The organism is Secundilactobacillus folii, assembly GCF_009720675.1.
In the GTDB taxonomy this organism is placed as follows: Bacteria; Bacillota; Bacilli; order Lactobacillales; family Lactobacillaceae; genus Secundilactobacillus; species Secundilactobacillus folii.
The window spans coordinates 19,577-37,173 of sequence record NZ_WNJO01000001.1 but is presented as its reverse complement, the minus strand read 5'-3'; the positions used below and the strand labels follow the sequence as shown (position 1 = coordinate 37,173).

The 17,597-nt window shown below is 44.4% G+C and carries 21 protein-coding genes and 1 tRNA gene; 4 read left to right on the top strand and 18 right to left on the bottom strand.

Annotated elements, in window-relative coordinates; translation table 11 throughout:
- Positions 1 to 25 precede the first annotated feature (25 nt).
- The 11 genes from GM612_RS00215 to fabZ (GM612_RS00165) form a co-directional block, all read right to left on the bottom strand.
- Positions 26 to 1,402 (bottom strand): acetyl-CoA carboxylase biotin carboxylase subunit, encoded by a 1,377-nt coding sequence (locus GM612_RS00215; RefSeq protein WP_155430377.1) that lies wholly within the window; start codon positions 1,400 to 1,402, stop codon positions 26 to 28.
- Positions 1,403 to 1,411: 9 nt separating this feature from the next.
- On the bottom strand, positions 1,412 to 1,858 hold the full coding sequence (gene fabZ, locus GM612_RS00210; RefSeq protein ID WP_281349172.1) for a 3-hydroxyacyl-ACP dehydratase FabZ: 447 nt from the start codon (positions 1,856 to 1,858) through the stop codon (positions 1,412 to 1,414).
- Between the two features lie 11 nt (positions 1,859 to 1,869).
- Positions 1,870 to 2,352 carry an acetyl-CoA carboxylase biotin carboxyl carrier protein gene (accB, locus tag GM612_RS00205; protein WP_155430376.1) on the bottom strand — a complete coding sequence of 161 codons (483 nt, stop codon included), beginning with the start codon at positions 2,350 to 2,352 and terminating at the stop codon, positions 1,870 to 1,872.
- Positions 2,352 to 3,584, bottom strand: a complete 1,233-nt coding sequence (fabF, locus tag GM612_RS00200) for a beta-ketoacyl-ACP synthase II (protein ID WP_155430375.1) — start codon at positions 3,582 to 3,584, stop codon at positions 2,352 to 2,354. The genes accB and fabF overlap by 1 nt, the downstream gene beginning before the upstream one ends.
- Positions 3,585 to 3,600: 16 nt before the next feature.
- On the bottom strand, positions 3,601 to 4,335 hold the full coding sequence (locus GM612_RS00195; RefSeq protein ID WP_155430374.1) for a 3-oxoacyl-ACP reductase family protein: 735 nt from the start codon (positions 4,333 to 4,335) through the stop codon (positions 3,601 to 3,603).
- 2 nt (positions 4,336 to 4,337) lie between these two features.
- Positions 4,338 to 5,270: an acyltransferase domain-containing protein gene (locus GM612_RS00190; protein ID WP_155430373.1), complete on the bottom strand. Its 933-nt coding sequence runs from the start codon at positions 5,268 to 5,270 to the stop codon at positions 4,338 to 4,340.
- Between the two features lies 1 nt (position 5,271).
- A complete protein-coding gene (gene fabK / locus GM612_RS00185; RefSeq protein ID WP_155430372.1) occupies positions 5,272 to 6,222 on the bottom strand; it encodes an enoyl-[acyl-carrier-protein] reductase FabK in 951 nt (316 codons plus the stop codon).
- A gap of 4 nt (positions 6,223 to 6,226) precedes the next feature.
- Positions 6,227 to 6,475 carry an acyl carrier protein gene (locus tag GM612_RS00180; RefSeq protein WP_155430371.1) on the bottom strand — a complete coding sequence of 83 codons (249 nt, stop codon included), beginning with the start codon at positions 6,473 to 6,475 and terminating at the stop codon, positions 6,227 to 6,229.
- A gap of 23 nt (positions 6,476 to 6,498) precedes the next feature.
- Positions 6,499 to 7,476, bottom strand: a complete 978-nt coding sequence (locus GM612_RS00175) for a beta-ketoacyl-ACP synthase III (RefSeq protein WP_155430370.1) — start codon at positions 7,474 to 7,476, stop codon at positions 6,499 to 6,501.
- A 10-nt stretch (positions 7,477 to 7,486) separates the two neighbouring features.
- Positions 7,487 to 7,948, bottom strand: coding sequence for a MarR family winged helix-turn-helix transcriptional regulator (locus GM612_RS00170; protein ID WP_155430369.1), 462 nt, complete (start codon positions 7,946 to 7,948; stop codon positions 7,487 to 7,489).
- 68 nt (positions 7,949 to 8,016) lie between these two features.
- A complete protein-coding gene (gene fabZ / locus GM612_RS00165; protein ID WP_155430368.1) occupies positions 8,017 to 8,460 on the bottom strand; it encodes a 3-hydroxyacyl-ACP dehydratase FabZ in 444 nt (147 codons plus the stop codon).
- Between the two features lie 249 nt (positions 8,461 to 8,709).
- On the opposite strand from fabZ (GM612_RS00165), the gene GM612_RS00160 reads away from it, so the two are divergent.
- The 3 genes from GM612_RS00160 (at position 8,710) to GM612_RS00150 (ending at position 10,310) form a co-directional block, all read left to right on the top strand.
- Positions 8,710 to 9,480 carry a biotin--[acetyl-CoA-carboxylase] ligase gene (locus GM612_RS00160; RefSeq protein ID WP_173021171.1) on the top strand — a complete coding sequence of 257 codons (771 nt, stop codon included), beginning with the start codon at positions 8,710 to 8,712 and terminating at the stop codon, positions 9,478 to 9,480.
- Positions 9,481 to 9,540: 60 nt separating this feature from the next.
- Positions 9,541 to 9,867, top strand: a complete 327-nt coding sequence (locus GM612_RS00155; protein WP_155430366.1) for a heavy metal-binding domain-containing protein — start codon at positions 9,541 to 9,543, stop codon at positions 9,865 to 9,867.
- A 173-nt stretch (positions 9,868 to 10,040) separates the two neighbouring features.
- Complete coding sequence (locus tag GM612_RS00150) at positions 10,041 to 10,310, top strand: hypothetical protein (protein ID WP_155430365.1); 270 nt, start codon at positions 10,041 to 10,043, stop codon at positions 10,308 to 10,310.
- 208 nt (positions 10,311 to 10,518) lie between these two features.
- Here the strand turns inward: GM612_RS00150 and GM612_RS00145 are convergent, their stop codons facing one another.
- Entirely contained in the window at positions 10,519 to 11,010 is a 492-nt protein-coding gene (locus GM612_RS00145) for an AP2 domain-containing protein (protein ID WP_173021170.1), read from the bottom strand.
- 468 nt (positions 11,011 to 11,478) lie between these two features.
- On the opposite strand from GM612_RS00145, the gene GM612_RS00140 reads away from it, so the two are divergent.
- A tRNA-Arg gene (locus tag GM612_RS00140) sits at positions 11,479 to 11,552 on the top strand.
- Positions 11,553 to 12,091: 539 nt separating this feature from the next.
- On the opposite strand, the gene GM612_RS00135 is transcribed toward GM612_RS00140, so the two are convergent.
- From GM612_RS00135 to miaA, 6 genes are all read right to left on the bottom strand, one after another.
- Entirely contained in the window at positions 12,092 to 12,580 is a 489-nt protein-coding gene (locus GM612_RS00135) for a dUTP diphosphatase (RefSeq protein WP_155430363.1), read from the bottom strand.
- A 10-nt stretch (positions 12,581 to 12,590) separates the two neighbouring features.
- Positions 12,591 to 13,523, bottom strand: a complete 933-nt coding sequence (locus GM612_RS00130; RefSeq protein ID WP_155430362.1) for a hypothetical protein — start codon at positions 13,521 to 13,523, stop codon at positions 12,591 to 12,593.
- Complete coding sequence (locus GM612_RS00125; protein WP_246147453.1) at positions 13,516 to 14,403, bottom strand: exonuclease SbcC; 888 nt, start codon at positions 14,401 to 14,403, stop codon at positions 13,516 to 13,518. The genes GM612_RS00130 and GM612_RS00125 overlap by 8 nt, the downstream gene beginning before the upstream one ends.
- Positions 14,404 to 14,780: 377 nt before the next feature.
- Positions 14,781 to 16,121 (bottom strand): type I glutamate--ammonia ligase, encoded by a 1,341-nt coding sequence (glnA, locus tag GM612_RS00120; protein WP_155430361.1) that lies wholly within the window; start codon positions 16,119 to 16,121, stop codon positions 14,781 to 14,783.
- A 42-nt stretch (positions 16,122 to 16,163) separates the two neighbouring features.
- The gene (locus GM612_RS00115) at positions 16,164 to 16,547 is read right to left on the bottom strand and encodes a MerR family transcriptional regulator (protein WP_155430360.1); all 384 of its coding nucleotides are present in this window, start codon (positions 16,545 to 16,547) and stop codon (positions 16,164 to 16,166) included.
- A 79-nt stretch (positions 16,548 to 16,626) separates the two neighbouring features.
- Positions 16,627 to 17,550, bottom strand: a complete 924-nt coding sequence (gene miaA / locus GM612_RS00110) for a tRNA (adenosine(37)-N6)-dimethylallyltransferase MiaA (RefSeq protein WP_155430359.1) — start codon at positions 17,548 to 17,550, stop codon at positions 16,627 to 16,629.
- Between the last annotated feature and the right edge of the window lie 47 nt (positions 17,551 to 17,597).

The following is a 17,597-nucleotide window of genomic DNA, read 5'->3' as shown; positions in this document are numbered from 1 at the left end:
CGCCAAGCTGTTCACTAAACGACATCTAACCCACCTCCTGAATCGAATCTTTGGTGTATTCTGGCATAAAACTGCTTGTCACATAGTCGGTAGTGGCCTGCCCTTTACGAACAACAGGATCATTTAATAACGCCTGCAAAAAATCTTGATTACTAGCGGTCCCAGACATTTCAAATTCAGCCAGTGCCTCGTTTAATTTCTTTAAAGCTTCTTTGTAAGTCGATGCATGGGCAATGATCTTAACCACCATTGAATCATAGAACGGAGAAATCATGTCACCAGCGTGAATGCCGCTATCAACTCGAATCCCTGGTCCACCAGGTAATTTCAGTTGCTTAACCACCCCTGCTTGGGGCATAAAATTCATTGCTGGGTCTTCAGCGTTCACCCGCGCCTCAACAGCAAAGCCGTGAACTTGAATATCGGACTGCTTAAAGGATAATGGTCTGCCCGAGGCCACTCGGACTTGTTCTTTAACCAGATCAATGCCGGTGACGGCTTCAGTAATCGGATGTTCAACCTGAATTCGGGTATTCATTTCCATGAAGTAGAATTGGTGATCCTGATCCATTAGGAATTCAATTGTACCGGTATTCAAATAACCAATCGTTTTTGCTGCGCGCACAGCAATCTTCAAAATGTTTTGTCGCTCTTCAGGTGAAACCACCGGGCTGGGGCTCAATTCGAGCACTTTTTGCTGGTGTCGCTGCAGTGAACAGTCCCGTTCTGGAAAAGCAACGGTGTGGCAAAAGCGATCAGCAAAAACCTGCACCTCGATATGTTTTGCTGGAGTAATGATTTTTTCCAAATACATCCGCTGGTCACCAAATGAAATTTTGGCTTCACTGGTTGCATCTCGGTAGGCAGCACTCATATCGTCTTCACTTTCTACGCGACGAATGCCTTTACCACCGCCACCAGAGGCAGCCTTTAGCATGACCGGATAACCAACTTGCTTGGCAACCTTAACCGCATCAGCTTCATCCTTTAAGAAGCCGGTGCTACCAGGGATTACCGGAATGTCACCCGCCTGCATTTGAACTCTTGCGTTGGCTTTATTCCCCATTAACGCAATGGTTTCAGGCTTTGGGCCGATGAAGGTAATATGGCAGGTTTCACACAGTTCGGCAAAGTCTTCATTTTCAGAAAGAAACCCATAACCAGGATGAATGGCTTCTGCACCAGTTAAAACGGCCGCACTCACAATATTTTGCATATTCAAATAGGAATCAGCAGGCTGGGGACCGCCGACACAAACTGCTTCATCCGCCAGTTTAACGTACTGGGCATCAGCATCCGCGGTCGAATAAATAGCGACCGATTTAATGCCAAGTTCACGTAGAGCCCGAATGATCCGGACCGCAATTTCACCGCGATTAGCGATCAGAACTTTTGTAAACATGTTATTCACCTACCCAATCATAAAGGTGAGATCTCCAGAGCAAACCCGTTTGTCATCTACGTAGGCCGTTCCGTGACCCAGTCCTGCGTTACCGCGAATCTTATCTAGGGTTACTTCTAACCGTAACGTGTCTCCAGGCCGAACCATTTGACGGAATTTAACTTTATTCATGCCACCAAAATAGGCCGTCTTGCCCTGAAATTCCGGTTTTGTCAACAGAGCGATGGCTCCAGCTTGGGCCATGGCTTCAACAATTAAAACGCCAGGCATAACTGGATTGCCAGGAAAATGGCCCTGGAAGAAGGCCTCGTTCACCGAAACGTTTTTCTTGGCAACGACCTTTTCGCCTGGTACAAAATCCACCACGCGATCAACTAAGAGCATCGGATAACGGTGCGGTAAAATTTTCTGGATCTCAACAACATCTAATTCATGTTTTGTTTGTTCTTCTGACAAGCTCTATCACCTCATTTAGTTACCTTAAACAGTGGCTGATCAAATTCAACCACCTCTTCATTTTTAACTAGTACTTCAGAAATCGTGCCCTCAACCTTACTCTTGATCTCCGTCATCATTTTCATGGCTTCGATCACGCAAACAACTTCGCCTACTGAAACATGGTCACCCACTTGTTTGTAGGCCGGCTTATCAGGCGCGGGCTGAAGGTAAATAACGCCGACTAAGGGGGCCTTAATGGTTTCACTGTTATCTATCGGTGCAGCTGACGCTTTGGGTTCGGCTGACTCTGAAGCGACAACGGCTTCACTTTGAACCCGCGGCGCCTGAGTTGTCCCTGCTGGTGACGGAAGAATCGAAGAGGCAGTGGCGTCACGATGACTGGTTTTATTTTTGTTCAAATACAGGTGGATATCTTGATAATCTAAATTGATCTCACGAATATCACTGTCGTTGATCTGCTTAATAATGGCTTGAATTTCTTCCAGTGTCATTATTCCGCCCACTTTCGAAACGCAAGGACGGCGTTATGACCGCCAAATCCAAACGAGTTGCTAATAGCGTATTCAGCCTGAGTATCTCGATTTTTAGCACTAACTAAATTGACGTTGCATTCTGGGTCCTGTTTGGTCACACCGACGTTTTCGGGTAACTGGCCAGACCGAATGGCACCCATCGTGGCAACGGCTTCAATTGCTCCGGCAGCACCGAGTAAGTGTCCAGTCATGGACTTAGTACTCGATACCAGGACGTCACTGTCAGTGCCAAAGACCGTGTTGATCGCCTTTGATTCAGCACTATCATTACCCATCGTAGCCGTGCCATGGGCGTTGACATATTGAACATCCGCTGGTGTCACCCCAGCTTCATCAATAGCCAACTGCATGGCACGTGCAGCCTGAGTGCCAGCTGGGTCTGGTGAGGTAATATGGTAAGCATCAGCGGTTGCACCGTAACCGACAATCTCGCCTAAAATTTCAGCGTTACGTGCTTGTGCGTGTTCCAGTGATTCCAGAACTAAAGTCCCGGCACCTTCACCCATTACGAAACCAAGCCGATTCTTATCAAATGGTAACGAAGCTTTTTTAGGATCCGTCGCAGTCGAAAGAGTAGAAAGGGACGCAAAACCCGCAATGCCAATTTCGTTGACAGAGGCTTCAGAGCCACCCGTCAACATGACCTCAGCCCGGCCCTCCTTAATCTGACGAAAAGCTTCACCGATTGCATTGGTTCCCGAGGCACAAGCTGTCACAATGGTGGTACAAATATTTTTAGCGTTGTAACGGATGGCCATATTCCCCGATGCCATATTTGAAATGGCAGTCGGAACAAACATTGGTGAGACTCGTTGTGGGCCCTTATTGGCCATCTTTATCACCTGTTCTTGAATCGTCGTTAGACCACCGATCCCTGAACCATAAATCACTCCCATATCTTCAGGAACGGTATTGGTGCCATCAATACCTGCCTGTTCAATGGCCTCCGCTGTGGCATACATCGCGTACTGAGTAAATGCATCCATCCGCCTGAGGTCTCGCTTTCCCAACCGCTTTAAAGGATCAAAATTGGAAAGTTCACCGGCCAGTGTGATACCAGTCTCCGTTGCGTCAAAGTGTGAAATTGGGTTAAAACCAACTTTCGAAGCCGCTAAACCGTCTTCGAATTCTGCGACGCTATTACCAATCGGTGTCAACGCACCCATTCCTGTAATGACAACTCTACTCATAAATTAAAATCGCTCCTTACTGCATGGTCAGACCGCCGTCGACGGTAATCGTCTGACCTGTCATGTAATCATTTTCCGCCAAAAAGATGGCCGCTTGTGCCACTTCATCAGTTGATCCCAAACGTTTGAGCGGAATCTGTTGTAAGATACTTTCTTTCACCTTGTCACTCAGTGCCGCAGTCATCGCAGTGTCAATCATTCCTGGGGCAATGGCATTGCAACGAATGCCTCGCATTGAAGCTTCTTTAGCAACTGACTTAGTCAGGCCAATGATGCCAGCCTTACTTGCCGCGTAATTTGCCTGGCCAATATTACCTGTCAGACCAATCACACTTGCCATGTTGATGAAGACCCCGCTGCGAGCCTTATACATCGAACGCAAGCAGGCCTTGATCACGTTAAATGTCCCCGTCAAATTGGTATTGATCACCTGACTAAAGTCGTTTTCGCTCATTCGGTTCAACAATTTATCATTGACGATTCCAGCATTATTGACAACGACATCTAAGTGGTCTGAAACCGTGTAGACGTGGTCGATCAATTGTTTGATCGCATCAGGATCCGTAATATCAGCAGAAACGTCCCAACAAGTGACGTTCTCATTTTGAATCAAATCAATCACTTCTTGGCTAGCTGCATGACGGCCGTTTAGGACAATATTAGCACCCCGTCTTGCAAATGCTTGGGCGATGGCTAAACCGATGCCCTGTGTACTGCCAGTGACCAAAACCGTTTTATCCTTTAGATCCAAACCTATTCACTCCTTAAAGCTGTTAGCGTCTCGTCTAACGTCTTCTGGTCATCAATATGATAATAGTTAATGCCCTTAATCGTCTTTCGAGCGAAACTCATTAGCGTTTTACCTGGTCCCAATTCAATCACGGCGTCAATTTGCCCTGCCAACTGCTGAATTGCATCGGCAAACCGCGTGGTGGAAACCAATTGATTGGTCAACGTAGTTGTTAAGCTGGTCGTCTTAAACGGTTCATTAGTCGTATTACTGATCACCGGAAATGACCCCTTTTGCCAGTTGACCTGTTGCAAAGCTTGATTTAACCCCGTTTGTGCCGGAGCCATTAGCGGCGTATGGAACGCACCGCTGACCTGAAGGGGAACCATTCGTGAAACATCATGGTTGGAAAGAAAATCAACTGCTAAATCAACGGCGGCCACCTCACCACCAATGACAACTTGCTTAGGCGTATTCACGTTTGCAATCGCGACCACGCCCTTTTGCCTGCCACTCTCGCAAGCCGCTTGAATTAAGTCGATTGGGGTACTCATGATGGCAACCATCTTACTTGGCTTTAGATCACTAGCTTCCTGCATCAACTTGCCACGACGCTTGATCAGTTGCAAAGCGGTGGTTTCAGTTAAGAAGCCACTGGCCGCCAGAGCGCTATATTCGCCAAGACTCAACCCAATACCGGCCACGATCTGGTGTAGGTCGGGCTTCACAGCCTCGTAAAGCGCTAGGCTCATCGCTACGATTGCTGGTTGAGTGAATGACGTTGCGTTCAAGTGAGCGCTCTCAGCTTTGTCAAAATACAGTTTGGGCAGATCCATTTCGAGCGTGTCACTCGCCTGATCGATCACTTGTCGATAAGTCTCATTATGGTCGTAGAGGTCCTGCCCCATTCCCGTTTTTTGAGCCCCTTGACCGCTAAATAACAATCCAACTCTCACGCTAAACACCACCCATCAATTTTGTCGCTTGTTCAAACACCTCTGCTAAAATTTCAGCAGCTGGCTGCGTCTGTTTAACTAGGCCGGCAATTTGACCCGCCATGTAGGCCCCAGTTTTAGCATCACCCGTCAAAACCGCTTGCCGCAGACTACCGTTCCCGATTTCTTCGACTTCTGAAAAATCAGGGTTGGGCTTTCCAGCCTCTGCTTTTTCCAGCCGGAGAAACTTTTTGGCCATTGGGTTTCGCAAGACTCGGGCTGGATGCCCAGCATATTCACCGGTAATCACAGTGTCAATATCCTTAGCCTTTAAGACCGCCTGCTTATAATTAGGATGAACCCGGGATTCAGTGGCCACTAAAAAGCGGGTTCCCATTTGAACTCCTGCTGCACCCAGCATGAAGGCAGCAGCCATCCCACGACCATCAGCAATTCCACCAGCTGCGATCACCGGAATATCGACGGCATCGACCACTTGTGGTACCAACGCCATGGTGGTCAATTTGCCAATATGGCCGCCGGATTCCATTCCTTCAGCAATGACAGCGTCAGCGCCGACACGAGCCATCCGCTTTGCCAAGGCAACCGACCCAACAACGGGGATCACCTTGATATTAGCAGCGGTAAATTGCGGTAGATACTTGGAAGGATCTCCAGCACCTGTAGTCACAACGGTAATGCTATCCTGAGCTGTTAAAATCACCTTCACAACGTCTTCTACGTGCGGTGACAGTAACATCACATTGACGCCAATGGGTTTATCAGTCAGTGATTTAGCCCGTTTAATTTCTTGAGCGACTACCTCACCTGAAGCGTGTCCCGCACCGATGATTCCTAGTCCACCGGCGTTTGATACGGCTGCGGCTAACCGACCGTCAGCGACCCAGGCCATACCGCCTTGAAAAATGGGATATTTTAATCCCAGCGTTTTCATCAATGGGTCTAATTGCATCGAACTAACCTTGTTCCTTAGCGAGTTGTTTCTCAACGAAAGTGACTAAGTCAGAAACGGTTTCGATTCCTTCCTCAGTTTCAATTTTAATGTCGAACTCATCTTCAATTTCGTTGATAACTTCGAAGATGTCTAAGCTATCAGCATCCAGATCTTGCTTGATGTTAGTCGTCATAGTCACTTTGTCATCGTCTTCACCAGTTTGGTCCACAATAATAGCTTGTACCTTTGAAAAAATTTCGTCGTTTGTCATGATTAATAATCTCCTTAAAGTTGTTAGTATCTAATGATTTGCGTGCCGACGGTAAGGCCACCGCCAAACCCGCTTAAAACGATGGTTTGACCACGCTTGATCGTCCCTGATGCCAGTTCTTGATCCAGCAGCATGGCCACGCTGGCAGCTGAAGTATTGCCATATTCAGCAACGTTACTGAGAAATTTGTTTATCGGTTGGTCTAGCCGCTTAGCAATTTGATCAATAATTCGCTGGTTTGCTTGATGTAAAATAAAATAATCAACGTCATTAACTAATAGTCCCGCTTTGTTCAACGCCCGTTCGATGGATTCTGGAACACTGTGGGTTGCAAACCGGTACACCGCTCTGCCGTCCATTTCAAAATACTGTTGATGGCTGTCCGTCGCATCCGTATTAAAAACGGAATTAACTGGCTGATAACCAGCGGTCAAACTATCACCAAGTTCACCAAGAGTTTCAAGATCTGATGCTATAAACTGGGATCCTTGCTCTGGTGAATTGGCTAGCAAAACACCACCGGCTCCGTCACCAAACAAAACGGCTGTTGACCGTTCATGCCAGTCAACTAACTTTGACAGTACTTCGCCGCCGATCAACATCCCTCTGGCGTGTGGTGTTTGCAGTAGTCCTTCAGCAATTTTTAAGCCATAAATAAAGCCTGAGCAAGCAGCGTTGATGTCGAATGCATAGGCCGACTTGGCACCAATGCGCCCTTGAACAATTGCGGCCGTCGCCGGTGTCAGATAATCCGGTGACATGGTTGCAACAATGATAAAATCTAAATCTTTTGGTTGCCAGCCTACTTTATCCAGCAGCTGCTGAGCAACAATTGTACATAAATCACTCGTTTTTTGACCAGTTGAAACGTGTCGTTGCGAAATACCAGTTCGCGATTTGATCCACTCATCAGAAGTGTCCATATAGTTGGTCAACTCGTCATTTGGCACTACTCGCTCAGGAGCAACGTGCGCGCTCTGGACAATTCGGATGTTTGTCATGAATAACCCCTCACTTATTTGGAGTAGTCGGATCAGCTAGTTCAAGAAACGCTTGTAGGTTTAATAGCGCCTTTTCAATGATTTGAAGCTGTTCATCGTCCATATCCCTAGCGAAGCTTTCAACCATTCGACGGTGGAAGGATTCGTGAGCCCGATAAATCAAGCGGCCACGTCGAGTCAGTCCAAGGCGGACAAATCGGCGATCATCATCGCTTCGAAGGCGCTGCACATAGTCCTTTCTGACCAGGTGATTCACCATAGTTGTTAGCGTTCCGGGGGTAATTCGCAGTTCGCGGGCGACTTGGGAAGTCGTCTTATGTTCATACATTGAAATGGCCGCAATAGCGTGCACTTCTTTGATCGAGATATCTTTGAACTGACTCTGCCTTAGTGCCAGTTCTTCGACCCTTAGTACCTCACCGTAAACCGTTGTCAATAACTGATTAATTCGTTTCGCCCTGCCGTAATCCATACACTCACCACCCATTTCGATCGTCAAATTGTTCCATTATCAAAATAATAGCAGTGAAAGCTGAAGAATCAAAGTTCGGTCTCTTCGGGCTCAACGATAAACATCAGTTCAGCGGTCAAAACGACTGTTTCTTTGACAACGGCTTCGCAGGAAACAACACCCATGTTGTCACGCTGCTTTTTCATCCTGACTTTTAGCGCTAGTTGATCTCCAGCGTGAACGTCCTTAATAAACTCCGATTTTGGTATGCCACCCAAATACGCTGTTTTATGAGCGAATGCAGGTGATTTTAAAATTAAAATCGAGGCTGCTTGTGCCAGTGATTCAACGATCAATGCAAATGGCATAGTGTACTCACCGGGACGAAAACCGTTCACAAAGCTTTCATCGGCTGTCACATTTTTTATGGCAGTAATTGACTCGCCAGCAACCAAGTCGGTTACCCCGTCCATATAGAAGATGGGAAATCGGTTGGGAATCAGCCCCCGAATCTCTTGAGAAGTTAATTGCATACGATGTAAAGCACCCCCTTCAAAACTATTTCAAACATCAAAGTATTTGATGGCAGTATCATATTCTAAAAAAAGGGCTCATGTCAAGTAAAAATTCAGATAAACGCCTTTAAATAACCGTTTAAATCCTTCAAATACAAGAGATAATCAAGTTAATCATCTTTCTAAATGCTTTGATTATCAAACCAATTTGTTGCATTTTCTAGAATTTTAGGTATGCTAGTCTTATCACAAATAAGGAGTTTCATCATGACAGACGCAGAGATCAAGCTTGAAATTGAACGCGTGATCAGGTCAAAAATAACTTTTTGGCATTTCAGTACAATTGATTCCACTAATGCCTACGCCAAGATCATTTGTCGACAGCGTCAGCTAAACACACCCGTTATTATTTGGAGCGATCAGCAAACTGCTGGAGTCGGGCGTTTCAAGCGTCCCTTCTATTCATCGCAAAATGGTGGCCTATATCTGACCGTTATTTTCCCCCACTCACGGCCTGATCCGCAGGCCATCGGTCTTTTGACCACTGGTTTAGCTGTCGCAACGTTTAACGCTATTCTGACGGTCTTCAAGATCACGACTGATTTAAAATGGGTCAACGACCTTTACTTAAACCATCGAAAAATTGCCGGCATCCTCACTGAGATAGGCGCTCAGGGCGCTTTGATCGTGGGCATTGGTATCAACCTTTATCAGCAGGATTTTCCGTCAGCTTTAAAAGCCATCGCGGGTAACTTACTGACTAGCCAGCCAAGTGATGAACAACGAACCAGCTTCTTAATTCAGCTAGTCGCGGAAATTACCCGCCTAACTCAAACCTATACCAATCATCAACATTTAGCGATTTATCGCCGGCATCTCAGTTTCTTGGGGCAGTCTATCCAAGTCCAGTATGGAAACCAATTGTTTACTGGTATTGCAAGTAATATCAACGACTTCGGTGAGCTAGAAATGATCGATGACCAGGACCATCAGCTGCACACGTTCAACGCTGGTGAGATCACCAAAATATTTGACTAACCAATTGGTTCTTTAAACAGCCTATGTTACAATAAGCACAGTTTTAAAGGAGGAATCAAAATGGCAGACATTTTAGTTTCAACCACGGAACATATTCCCGGACAAGACTACGAGATCATCGGCGAAGTGTTTGGGCTAACCACCCAATCAAAGAATGTTGTTAGAAACATTGGCGCAGGCTTAAAAAATATCGTGGGTGGCGAAATCAAGGACTATACCAAAATGATGGTTGAAGCCCGTGATGTAGCGATTCAGCGGTTACGACAAAACGCGGTGGACATGGGCGCAGATGCCGTCGTTATGATGCGTTTTGATTCGGGTTCAATTGGTGCCGACATGCAATCGGTCGCAGCCTACGGAACAGCAGTTAAATTCAAAACGGAATAACTCATAAAATCATGGCTGACAACCACACCGTCAACCATATTGATAACTCATTTTATGTTAATTTTTATCGTTAATTTTTGGCGTAATCAACCTAGGATATTCAGAGTTTAGTCACACTTTATTTTAATTATTCAGGTATAATAATGGCAACTTAAGGGAATGAGGTGATGATGATGGCTGACCATAAATTTGATGATCATACTGCTAATATGGCAACTTCAACCATTTTAAGGGCTTTGAACAATGCAGCGGATACCAAGAGTCTTCCTGCAGACATGAAGAAGGAATTTGCCTCGATGTTGACCGCTGCATTAAACGATGAAACCGTCAAACGTTCACTAACAAGAATCATGGTGCAAGAAATTGATTATTTGCGTGACACCGACCCAGAAAAACACCTACCCAATCATGATACTAGGACGTCCATTCTAAAGTTAGACTAATTTTTAAAGGGTTTATCAAGCTGATTAATGGCTAGTGAGCTGTCTGTACTTCCAGATCACTAGCCATCTTTTCTCGAAACATTAAGGCTTTTTTGCTCTTCACACAAAGAACAACTAAAATAATAAAGCAGCGCTAAATTCCGAAAAACGAAATTCAGCGCTGCATTATTATCAGTCGCGTTAAACACAAAGGCTCAATGAGTCTGTGTTAACTGACGGTTTGTTTTTGCTTATCTGATTTGTGCCAATATAGTGTCTCAGCTTCTTTACGAGCGTGAATTGCTTCAGTTTTAGTTTCAAAACTCTTCAATAATACATAGCGTCCTTGATACATTAACCGAGCTAACCAACGCTCAGTCGCTTTATCATACGAGACACCCACCACACCTGAGGTATTCCGCTGTGATTCCTTCATTGAAGAAACCATAATACCGTCGCTATTTCGTAAGTTCTGTGGGTTACCCATATTGCGGGTAAAGCCTTCGTTCTTCGAATAGCGCTGACGTGCTAACTCTCGACGTAAGCAACCGCAACTGCGAACGTAACCGCCACGCAGTCGAGAACCATCAACAGTGACAATGTTGCCACAACTGCAGCGACATTCCCACAACAAATCAGCATTCTTCGGATCTTGTCCATTCTGGCGAATAACGGTCAAGCGGCCAAACTGCTTGCCCTTCATTTCTATCATTCTGCTCATCGCGTTCCCCATCCTTTTAGTCATGGCTGACACCCCTGTCAATCATAGACTGAAATTTTTGACACCTACAACGAAAACTAAAAACATTCGTGACCAAGTCAAACAGCTCATGCTCCTGATCACAAGCCAACTGGGAACAACCTCCCAGACAGGTTCAAAAAACGTCCCTCCAAGTAACGTTTCCCGAAGCTGTACCTCAGCTTAAATTCATTTTATCAGTGAATTTTTTCTATTTCAATTGTAATTTACGAATCTAAGGATAAAATTTAAGTTTTTTCTTATTTAAATACATTTTTTACAAAATATTTACCTTTTTGTACATGAATATTTGACTAAGACAAGTGAATGCAACACGAAGATTCCCCTCTTAGTATGAGAAACGTATAAGTTTTTAATGAGTATTAAACCATTTCAGATTGACTTGATTCCCCCTGTCACGTATACTTATACATGTTGTTTTATTGCACTGCGGCAATAGCTCAGCTGGATAGAGCAACGGTCTTCTAAACCGTAGGTCGAGAGTTCGAATCTCTCTTGCCGCATAGAAATGAAAAAAGCGTTTATTTCCAATATCAGATTAATTAGCACAATGACTCTAATTAGAATCATCGTGCTGATTGATTTCTAGAAGGAAGTAAGCGCTTTTTTGAATTGCTTTTTTTAACATTTCAATGTTTCAAGAGCCGATAACATCAGTAATCTGTATGATACAAACATTAAGGAGAAAGTTTCCTGTGAACCTCAATCAATTTCTTGTACAGCGAAAACTTTTTGAATAAAATGCTTGCTTTTTCATCGTCATAAAACGATAATGAAACTGTAACGAAATTGACATCTTTATTTTGGAGGGATTGCGATGATCTTTATCTCATTTATTATCGGTTTATTTGTGATTGCCGGCGCGTGGGAAATGTATCAGAGCGCAAGTCGTCAGCGTGCGCAATCAAAGCACTTCATGAGCACTCCCAAGCGCGAATATGTGCACTTGTTCTTCAAACTTCTTCATCTTAGCTAACGGCTATCATTAATAAAAAAGTCCGTTTATCAACTGGTCATAGTGCCAGAATTGATAAACGGTTTTTTAATTTAAAAAGGTTTTTTGAATTGTCTCTTCATCAAAACCTAAATCAACTAAACCAAGTTTCAAAATCAGGTGCCAAGCATGTCGAAATGCATCTTGTTGCCGTTCAAATAAGGACTGATCAATGAAGTGCTGAATTGACAAGAATTCCTGACTCAAACTCTTTGCCTTTTGCTTTTCCTTCAGTGCTTCAAGGTCGTCCGGTTTAATCACTATTAAGTGTGACCAAGTTTGTCTGGCTGCAACGTGGAAGACCCGATTGATCAAATCTACATAGCTCGTCAGCAGCGTTTCCGAATCAGATGGATCAACATCTTCACCTAATTTATACCAGCCCATCACATTTGCCAAGCGTGCGAGGGAAACGTTCAGAGCAACATAATCAATTCGTAACCCCTCCTCCGGCCGAACGGCAACTTGGTGCTCATAATTAAACTGGTTGCGGCGCTGAATTGACGTTTGAAGCATATTCGCTAAATCAAGTATCAAAATGTCACCTCTAAAAAACTAAATTATCGGATTGAATTTGCAAATCTGCGAGATCATCCAAATACCAGTGACGCAAGAACGGGTACTGAAGTAAAATCTTAAACCAGGAAACCTCTTGCTTGCTGTCTTGAACATAAAGGCCCCAGGCAGCTGCCCCAGTACTATTATGACTGGCAATTTTAAGGGTGACGTCTGGTGTCAGCTCCAAAACTGCACCATCCTTGTCATGTTTTAGCATGTAATCCTCAGAAGCAGCAGCCACGAATAATTTGTCAACGATACCACTTGCTAAATTGCTGGTCTTGAACGCGTAGAATTCATTGTTGCTGGTATCCAGTAAATTAAAGTCGACATCAAAACCAAAATCAGTTTTCAGCGATTGTCCAAACGCAATCAGCAAGTCAGTAGCAGATAGCAGATGGTCAGAATCGATTTTATCCGCGTAGGTCTCAATAAACAGCGTCGTAATCGCACTGCTATTGAACCGCATAATCTGGCGTTTCAGGTTCAGGTAAAATACTGTTTCATTCGTCACCTGATCTTGATAGTAGACACCGCCAGTGGAGTCGTTGGCAGCTGTGAAGGCAAAGCTGGCCAAATCACCTAAAGCAGAAAGCGACTGTGTTAAATGTTGATCTCCTTCATGAGACTGCAAAGTAATTGCTTCACCCTTATCGTGTAATTCCAACAGCCGACTCATAAAAATCAAGTAGTAGTCCGCATTGTTATACTGGTGCGGAAAAGTAACGTAATCACTGTCGAGTTCAAAAACGGAGAGCGCTTCTGCTGCCTCTAGTAGCACCTTTGGATCCTTAGTATTAATTAATTGATCCATCAAATCGGTAAACTTTTCACCGGTTTTAAGCCCTTCTTTAACGGCGTCATTATACGAAAGTAAGCGTCCACTTGTACTAAGTGTCGACGGATCGTTATCATTAATCATCAGTCTTCACCTGCCCTTTGCCAATCAAATTATTCAAATAGTCCGCGTATAAACTCAGATTATGTGATTCAAAATGCGAAAAGTCTTCAAATGATTTTTGAATACTTTGCTTCTCATAAGTCAGAATTGTATCCTCTTTGGACAGGGTCAGGATCTGTTCATCATTTTCTTTAATCTGTTTATTGGCATTGATGGCAGCTTCGTCATCATCAGCCAGCTTAGAAAGCTGGTCAACAATGGTCTGACGCTCTTCTTTGACTTTACCAGAATCCCAGGGGAGCGTGCTTCGTTGACTGATCTCTTTCAACTGATCACGTAAACTCTCCTTTTGATGGTCCCGTTCGTCCTGTTGGTCAATGAGCTTTTGCAGTTCAGCACTTTTAGCCGTAATCTGAGCAATATTTTCGGTATTGTAACGTTGGTTAGCCGAATCGAGTTCAAAGGTTCGCTTCAACTTGTTATACTCGGTCTCATCAAATTTAAAGGCCACGTTTAACACATCTAACTGCCCAAACAAGCGACGATCCCACCAGTTACCAAAGTAGATATCAAACTCACCGTCCTGGACCTCATCGTAGTAAAAGAATGGGTAAGTCTTGCCTAAATATTCAATTAAATTTTGACTGAGGTAGTGACTTAACTGCGGGTGATCATCGGCCACAAGATCAGCCAAATTCTGGGTCTGGGTAGTCGACCGGGATTTCTTGATTTCACGTGCGTAGCGCGTGTTATCGATCAGTTCATAGATTTGTCGGTCATCACGATCGTGCAAAGCATCCTGCAACGTCTGCAAATAATTGATTTTTTGGGTGATCGACGAATCTAGTTGAGCTTGACCCGGCGTCAGTTCTTGATTTGATTCTTCGTTATTATTTTGCATATTATCCCTCGTTTGCTATTTCTCGCGTATATAGTTTAATCTTAAATGATATTTTGGTATTAATAAAGCTGTTTTTCCGAAATTTGTCAGAAATTATGAGTTTTGCAAACTGCTGAACTTAAAAACCAATGCACAGTGAGGCTTGAATCATTACAATCTTGAATTCAAAAACGGCTAGAACACCATGCCAGATGTCTTAGCCGTTTTTGGATGTGTACATATTTAATTGAACATCTTTTACCCAGTAATAACTTATATTCGGTTACTGAAACCACAGTTTGATTTTATTTGCGTGAAAATGGAGGTTTGAAGCATTGACTTCTTTGCCCCTAGTCGCAAAATAACTGCAACAATCAATCACTGACTTCATCACGATTTTAGTACAATTCTAGGTACTGGTCTCTTTCCCACTTTGAAACCTGGGTCCGATAGGCATCATACTCCATGTTTTTGGCTTCAAGGAAGCTTGGATACAGGTGTGGACCCATAGCCTTCTTCATGACATCATCAGCCGCCAGATCTTTTAATGCGTTGTGCAGGGTGTCTGGTAAATTGGTAATGTGACTTTCCGTTCTTTCTTCTGCATCCATCCGGTAAATGTTGCGGTCCACACTATCCTCTGGTTCAATCTTATTTTTAAGACCGTCCAGGCCAGCTTCCAAGACTGCGGCAATGGCCAAGTAAGGGTTAGCTGACGGATCAACACTCCGGAGCTCCAGACGCGTGGACAATCCACGGGAATTTGGTACCCGAACCAGTGGTGACCGGTTTGAACCGGACCAAGCCACGTAAACAGGGGCTTCATAGCCTGGAACCAAACGCTTGTAAGAATTAACGATTGGGTTGCAGATCGCAGTGAAACTACGGGCGTGCTTCAGCAGACCGCCTAAGAAGTAGTAGGCGTCTTGTGACAACTGTAATTCGCCCTTGGCATCGTAAAATGCGTTACCATCTTTATGGAACAAAGACATATTCAAATGCATCCCGGAACCGTTGATACCAGCTAATGGTTTCGGCATAAACGTTGCGTACAGACCGAACTTCCGCGCAACGGTCTTAACGACCAGTTTGAATGTTTGGATGTTGTCGGCTGCTTGCAAGGCATCGGCATACTTAAAGTCAATTTCATGCTGGCCTGGTGCGACTTCGTGGTGGGCTGCTTCAACATCAAAGCCCATTTCTTCAAGTGTCAGCACGATTTCACGGCGGCAATTTTCACCAAGATCCATCGGTGCCATATCGAAGTAGGAACCCTGGTCATTCAGCTTCATCGTTGGCTTACCGTTGTCATCCATCTTAAACAGGAAGAATTCGGGTTCTGGCCCAATGTTGAAGTCGGTGTAGCCAGCTGATCGCATATCTTTCAAAACCCGAATGAGGTTGTTGCGGGGATCACCAGGAAACGGCTTTTGATCCGGTGTATAAACCTCACAAATCACCCGAGCAATCTTGCCACGATCACTACTCCATGGGAAGATCATCCAGGTCGACAAATCAGGATACAGATACATATCACTTTCCTCGATCCGGACAAAACCATCGATCGAAGAACCATCGAACATCAACTTGTTGTCAAGTAACTTTTCCAACTGAGAAATCGGTACTTCAACGTTCTTGATCGTTCCGAACAGGTCCGTAAACATCAACCGTAAAAATTGAACATTTTCGTCTTCAGCCATCTGACGGATTTCGTCTTTGGTGTAATCGTGTTTTGGCATAAAATCGCTCCTTGAAAGATAGAATTAATGTAACGTGACAATTTACTGGAGAGGATGCTGTGAATGCAATGACGTTCCAGAATTACGTTCGAACCCGCTAATGTTGAGAAATTCATCGTGCAGGATCCGTCGCACATCACTATCAGTTAAAGGCTCATTCTTACGTTCAGCAGCCCGTTTCTCCTGCTGAGCATAAATTGTTTTGATACCCGCCATATTGATACCATCACTCAAATAATCCTTAATTTCTAAAAGCTTATCAATATCGTTTAAAGAATAAAGCCGTCGATTGCCTTCTGTTCGTTTCGGAATCACCAGTTTCTGTTCTTCATAATAACGAATTTGACGGGCTGTCAGATCGGTTAATCTCATGACCGTACCAATTGGTAAAACTGACTTAGAACGTTGTAGTTCTTTTTCTGCCATCACACTCACCTCCCTTAACATGGTTTAATCATACCACTGATTATTTGCGTGTCAACACTTCATGTTATATTTTATTACATCATTTTCCCAACCATGTCGAAATATCTGAAATGATCGCCTTCTTGACACCTGGATCTTGGATAATATCGTACCAGTGAACCGGAATTTGGTGTCGAAACCAAGTCAATTGCCGTTTAGCATAGTGCCGCGTATCCTGTTTTATTTTTTCAGTCGCTTGTGACAGTGAGACTTCACCTTTAAAATACGGGAATAGTTCTCGGTATCCAATCCCCTTTCCGGACTGCCACTGCGAACCGCCTGCTTCAAAAAGCTGACGCGCTTCAGCCAGTAACCCGGCTTGAATCATGAGGTCGACTCGGTGGTTAATACGCGCATAGACCGTCGGCCGATCCGTATTTAAACCGATTACAAATGCATCATAACGCGGTTTAAGAGTCGTTTGCTGTTTCGAAAATAAAGTGCCAGTTCGTTCATAGACTTCTAACGCACGAATGACCCGGCGCTGATTACTCACCGGAATTTTGGCTGCGGCATCCGGATCAACAGCGTTCAAACGGTTCCAAAGCGCTTGACCACCCTTTTCATCTGCGAAATGATGCCACCTGTTTCGAATCTGCTGTGACTGGTCAAAGGAATCACCGCCAAGATTCATATTGTACAGTAGCGCTTTGAGGTAAAAGCCGGTGCCGCCAACCACCATCGGTAACCCGCCACGTGCAGTGATTGATTCAATCAGTGATTGACTCTCACTCACAAAATCAGCCACAGAATAGCGCTGATCCACGTTTCGAATATCAATTAAATAGTGGGGAATTCCCTCCCGTTTTGATGGCATGATTTTGGCCGTGCCAATATCAAGTCCACGATAAACTTGCATGGAATCTCCCGAAATGATCTCGCCGTTAAATTTGCGTGCGAGTTCCAATGATAACTCCGTTTTACCAACCGCAGTCGGGCCAATGATGGCAAGTACTTTTTTCAAACTGATCACTCCGCTATAATTTTGTTAATTACTGGATATTTAGGCCT

Bases quoted from the DNA above. Each gene is read 5' to 3' on its own strand.
- GM612_RS00215 (WP_155430377.1), bottom strand. From the start codon at position 1,402: ATGTTTACAAAAGTTCTGATCGCTAATCGCGGTGAAATTGCGGTCCGG.
- accB (WP_155430376.1), bottom strand. From the start codon at position 2,352: ATGACACTGGAAGAAATTCAAGCCATTATTAAGCAGATCAACGACAGT.
- fabF (WP_155430375.1), bottom strand. From the start codon at position 3,584: ATGAGTAGAGTTGTCATTACAGGAATGGGTGCGTTGACACCGATTGGT.
- fabK (WP_155430372.1), bottom strand. From the start codon at position 6,222: ATGCAATTAGACCCATTGATGAAAACGCTGGGATTAAAATATCCCATT.
- GM612_RS00180 (WP_155430371.1), bottom strand. From the start codon at position 6,475: ATGACAAACGACGAAATTTTTTCAAAGGTACAAGCTATTATTGTGGAC.
- GM612_RS00175 (WP_155430370.1), bottom strand. From the start codon at position 7,476: ATGACAAACATCCGAATTGTCCAGAGCGCGCACGTTGCTCCTGAGCGA.
- GM612_RS00170 (WP_155430369.1), bottom strand. From the start codon at position 7,948: ATGGATTACGGCAGGGCGAAACGAATTAATCAGTTATTGACAACGGTT.
- fabZ (WP_155430368.1), bottom strand. From the start codon at position 8,460: ATGCAATTAACTTCTCAAGAGATTCGGGGGCTGATTCCCAACCGATTT.
- GM612_RS00160 (WP_173021171.1), top strand. From the start codon at position 8,710: ATGACAGACGCAGAGATCAAGCTTGAAATTGAACGCGTGATCAGGTCA.
- GM612_RS00155 (WP_155430366.1), top strand. From the start codon at position 9,541: ATGGCAGACATTTTAGTTTCAACCACGGAACATATTCCCGGACAAGAC.
- GM612_RS00150 (WP_155430365.1), top strand. From the start codon at position 10,041: ATGGCTGACCATAAATTTGATGATCATACTGCTAATATGGCAACTTCA.
- GM612_RS00145 (WP_173021170.1), bottom strand. From the start codon at position 11,010: ATGAGCAGAATGATAGAAATGAAGGGCAAGCAGTTTGGCCGCTTGACC.
- GM612_RS00130 (WP_155430362.1), bottom strand. From the start codon at position 13,523: ATGATTAATGATAACGATCCGTCGACACTTAGTACAAGTGGACGCTTA.
- GM612_RS00125 (WP_246147453.1), bottom strand. From the start codon at position 14,403: ATGCAAAATAATAACGAAGAATCAAATCAAGAACTGACGCCGGGTCAA.
- glnA (WP_155430361.1), bottom strand. From the start codon at position 16,121: ATGCCAAAACACGATTACACCAAAGACGAAATCCGTCAGATGGCTGAA.
- GM612_RS00115 (WP_155430360.1), bottom strand. From the start codon at position 16,547: ATGGCAGAAAAAGAACTACAACGTTCTAAGTCAGTTTTACCAATTGGT.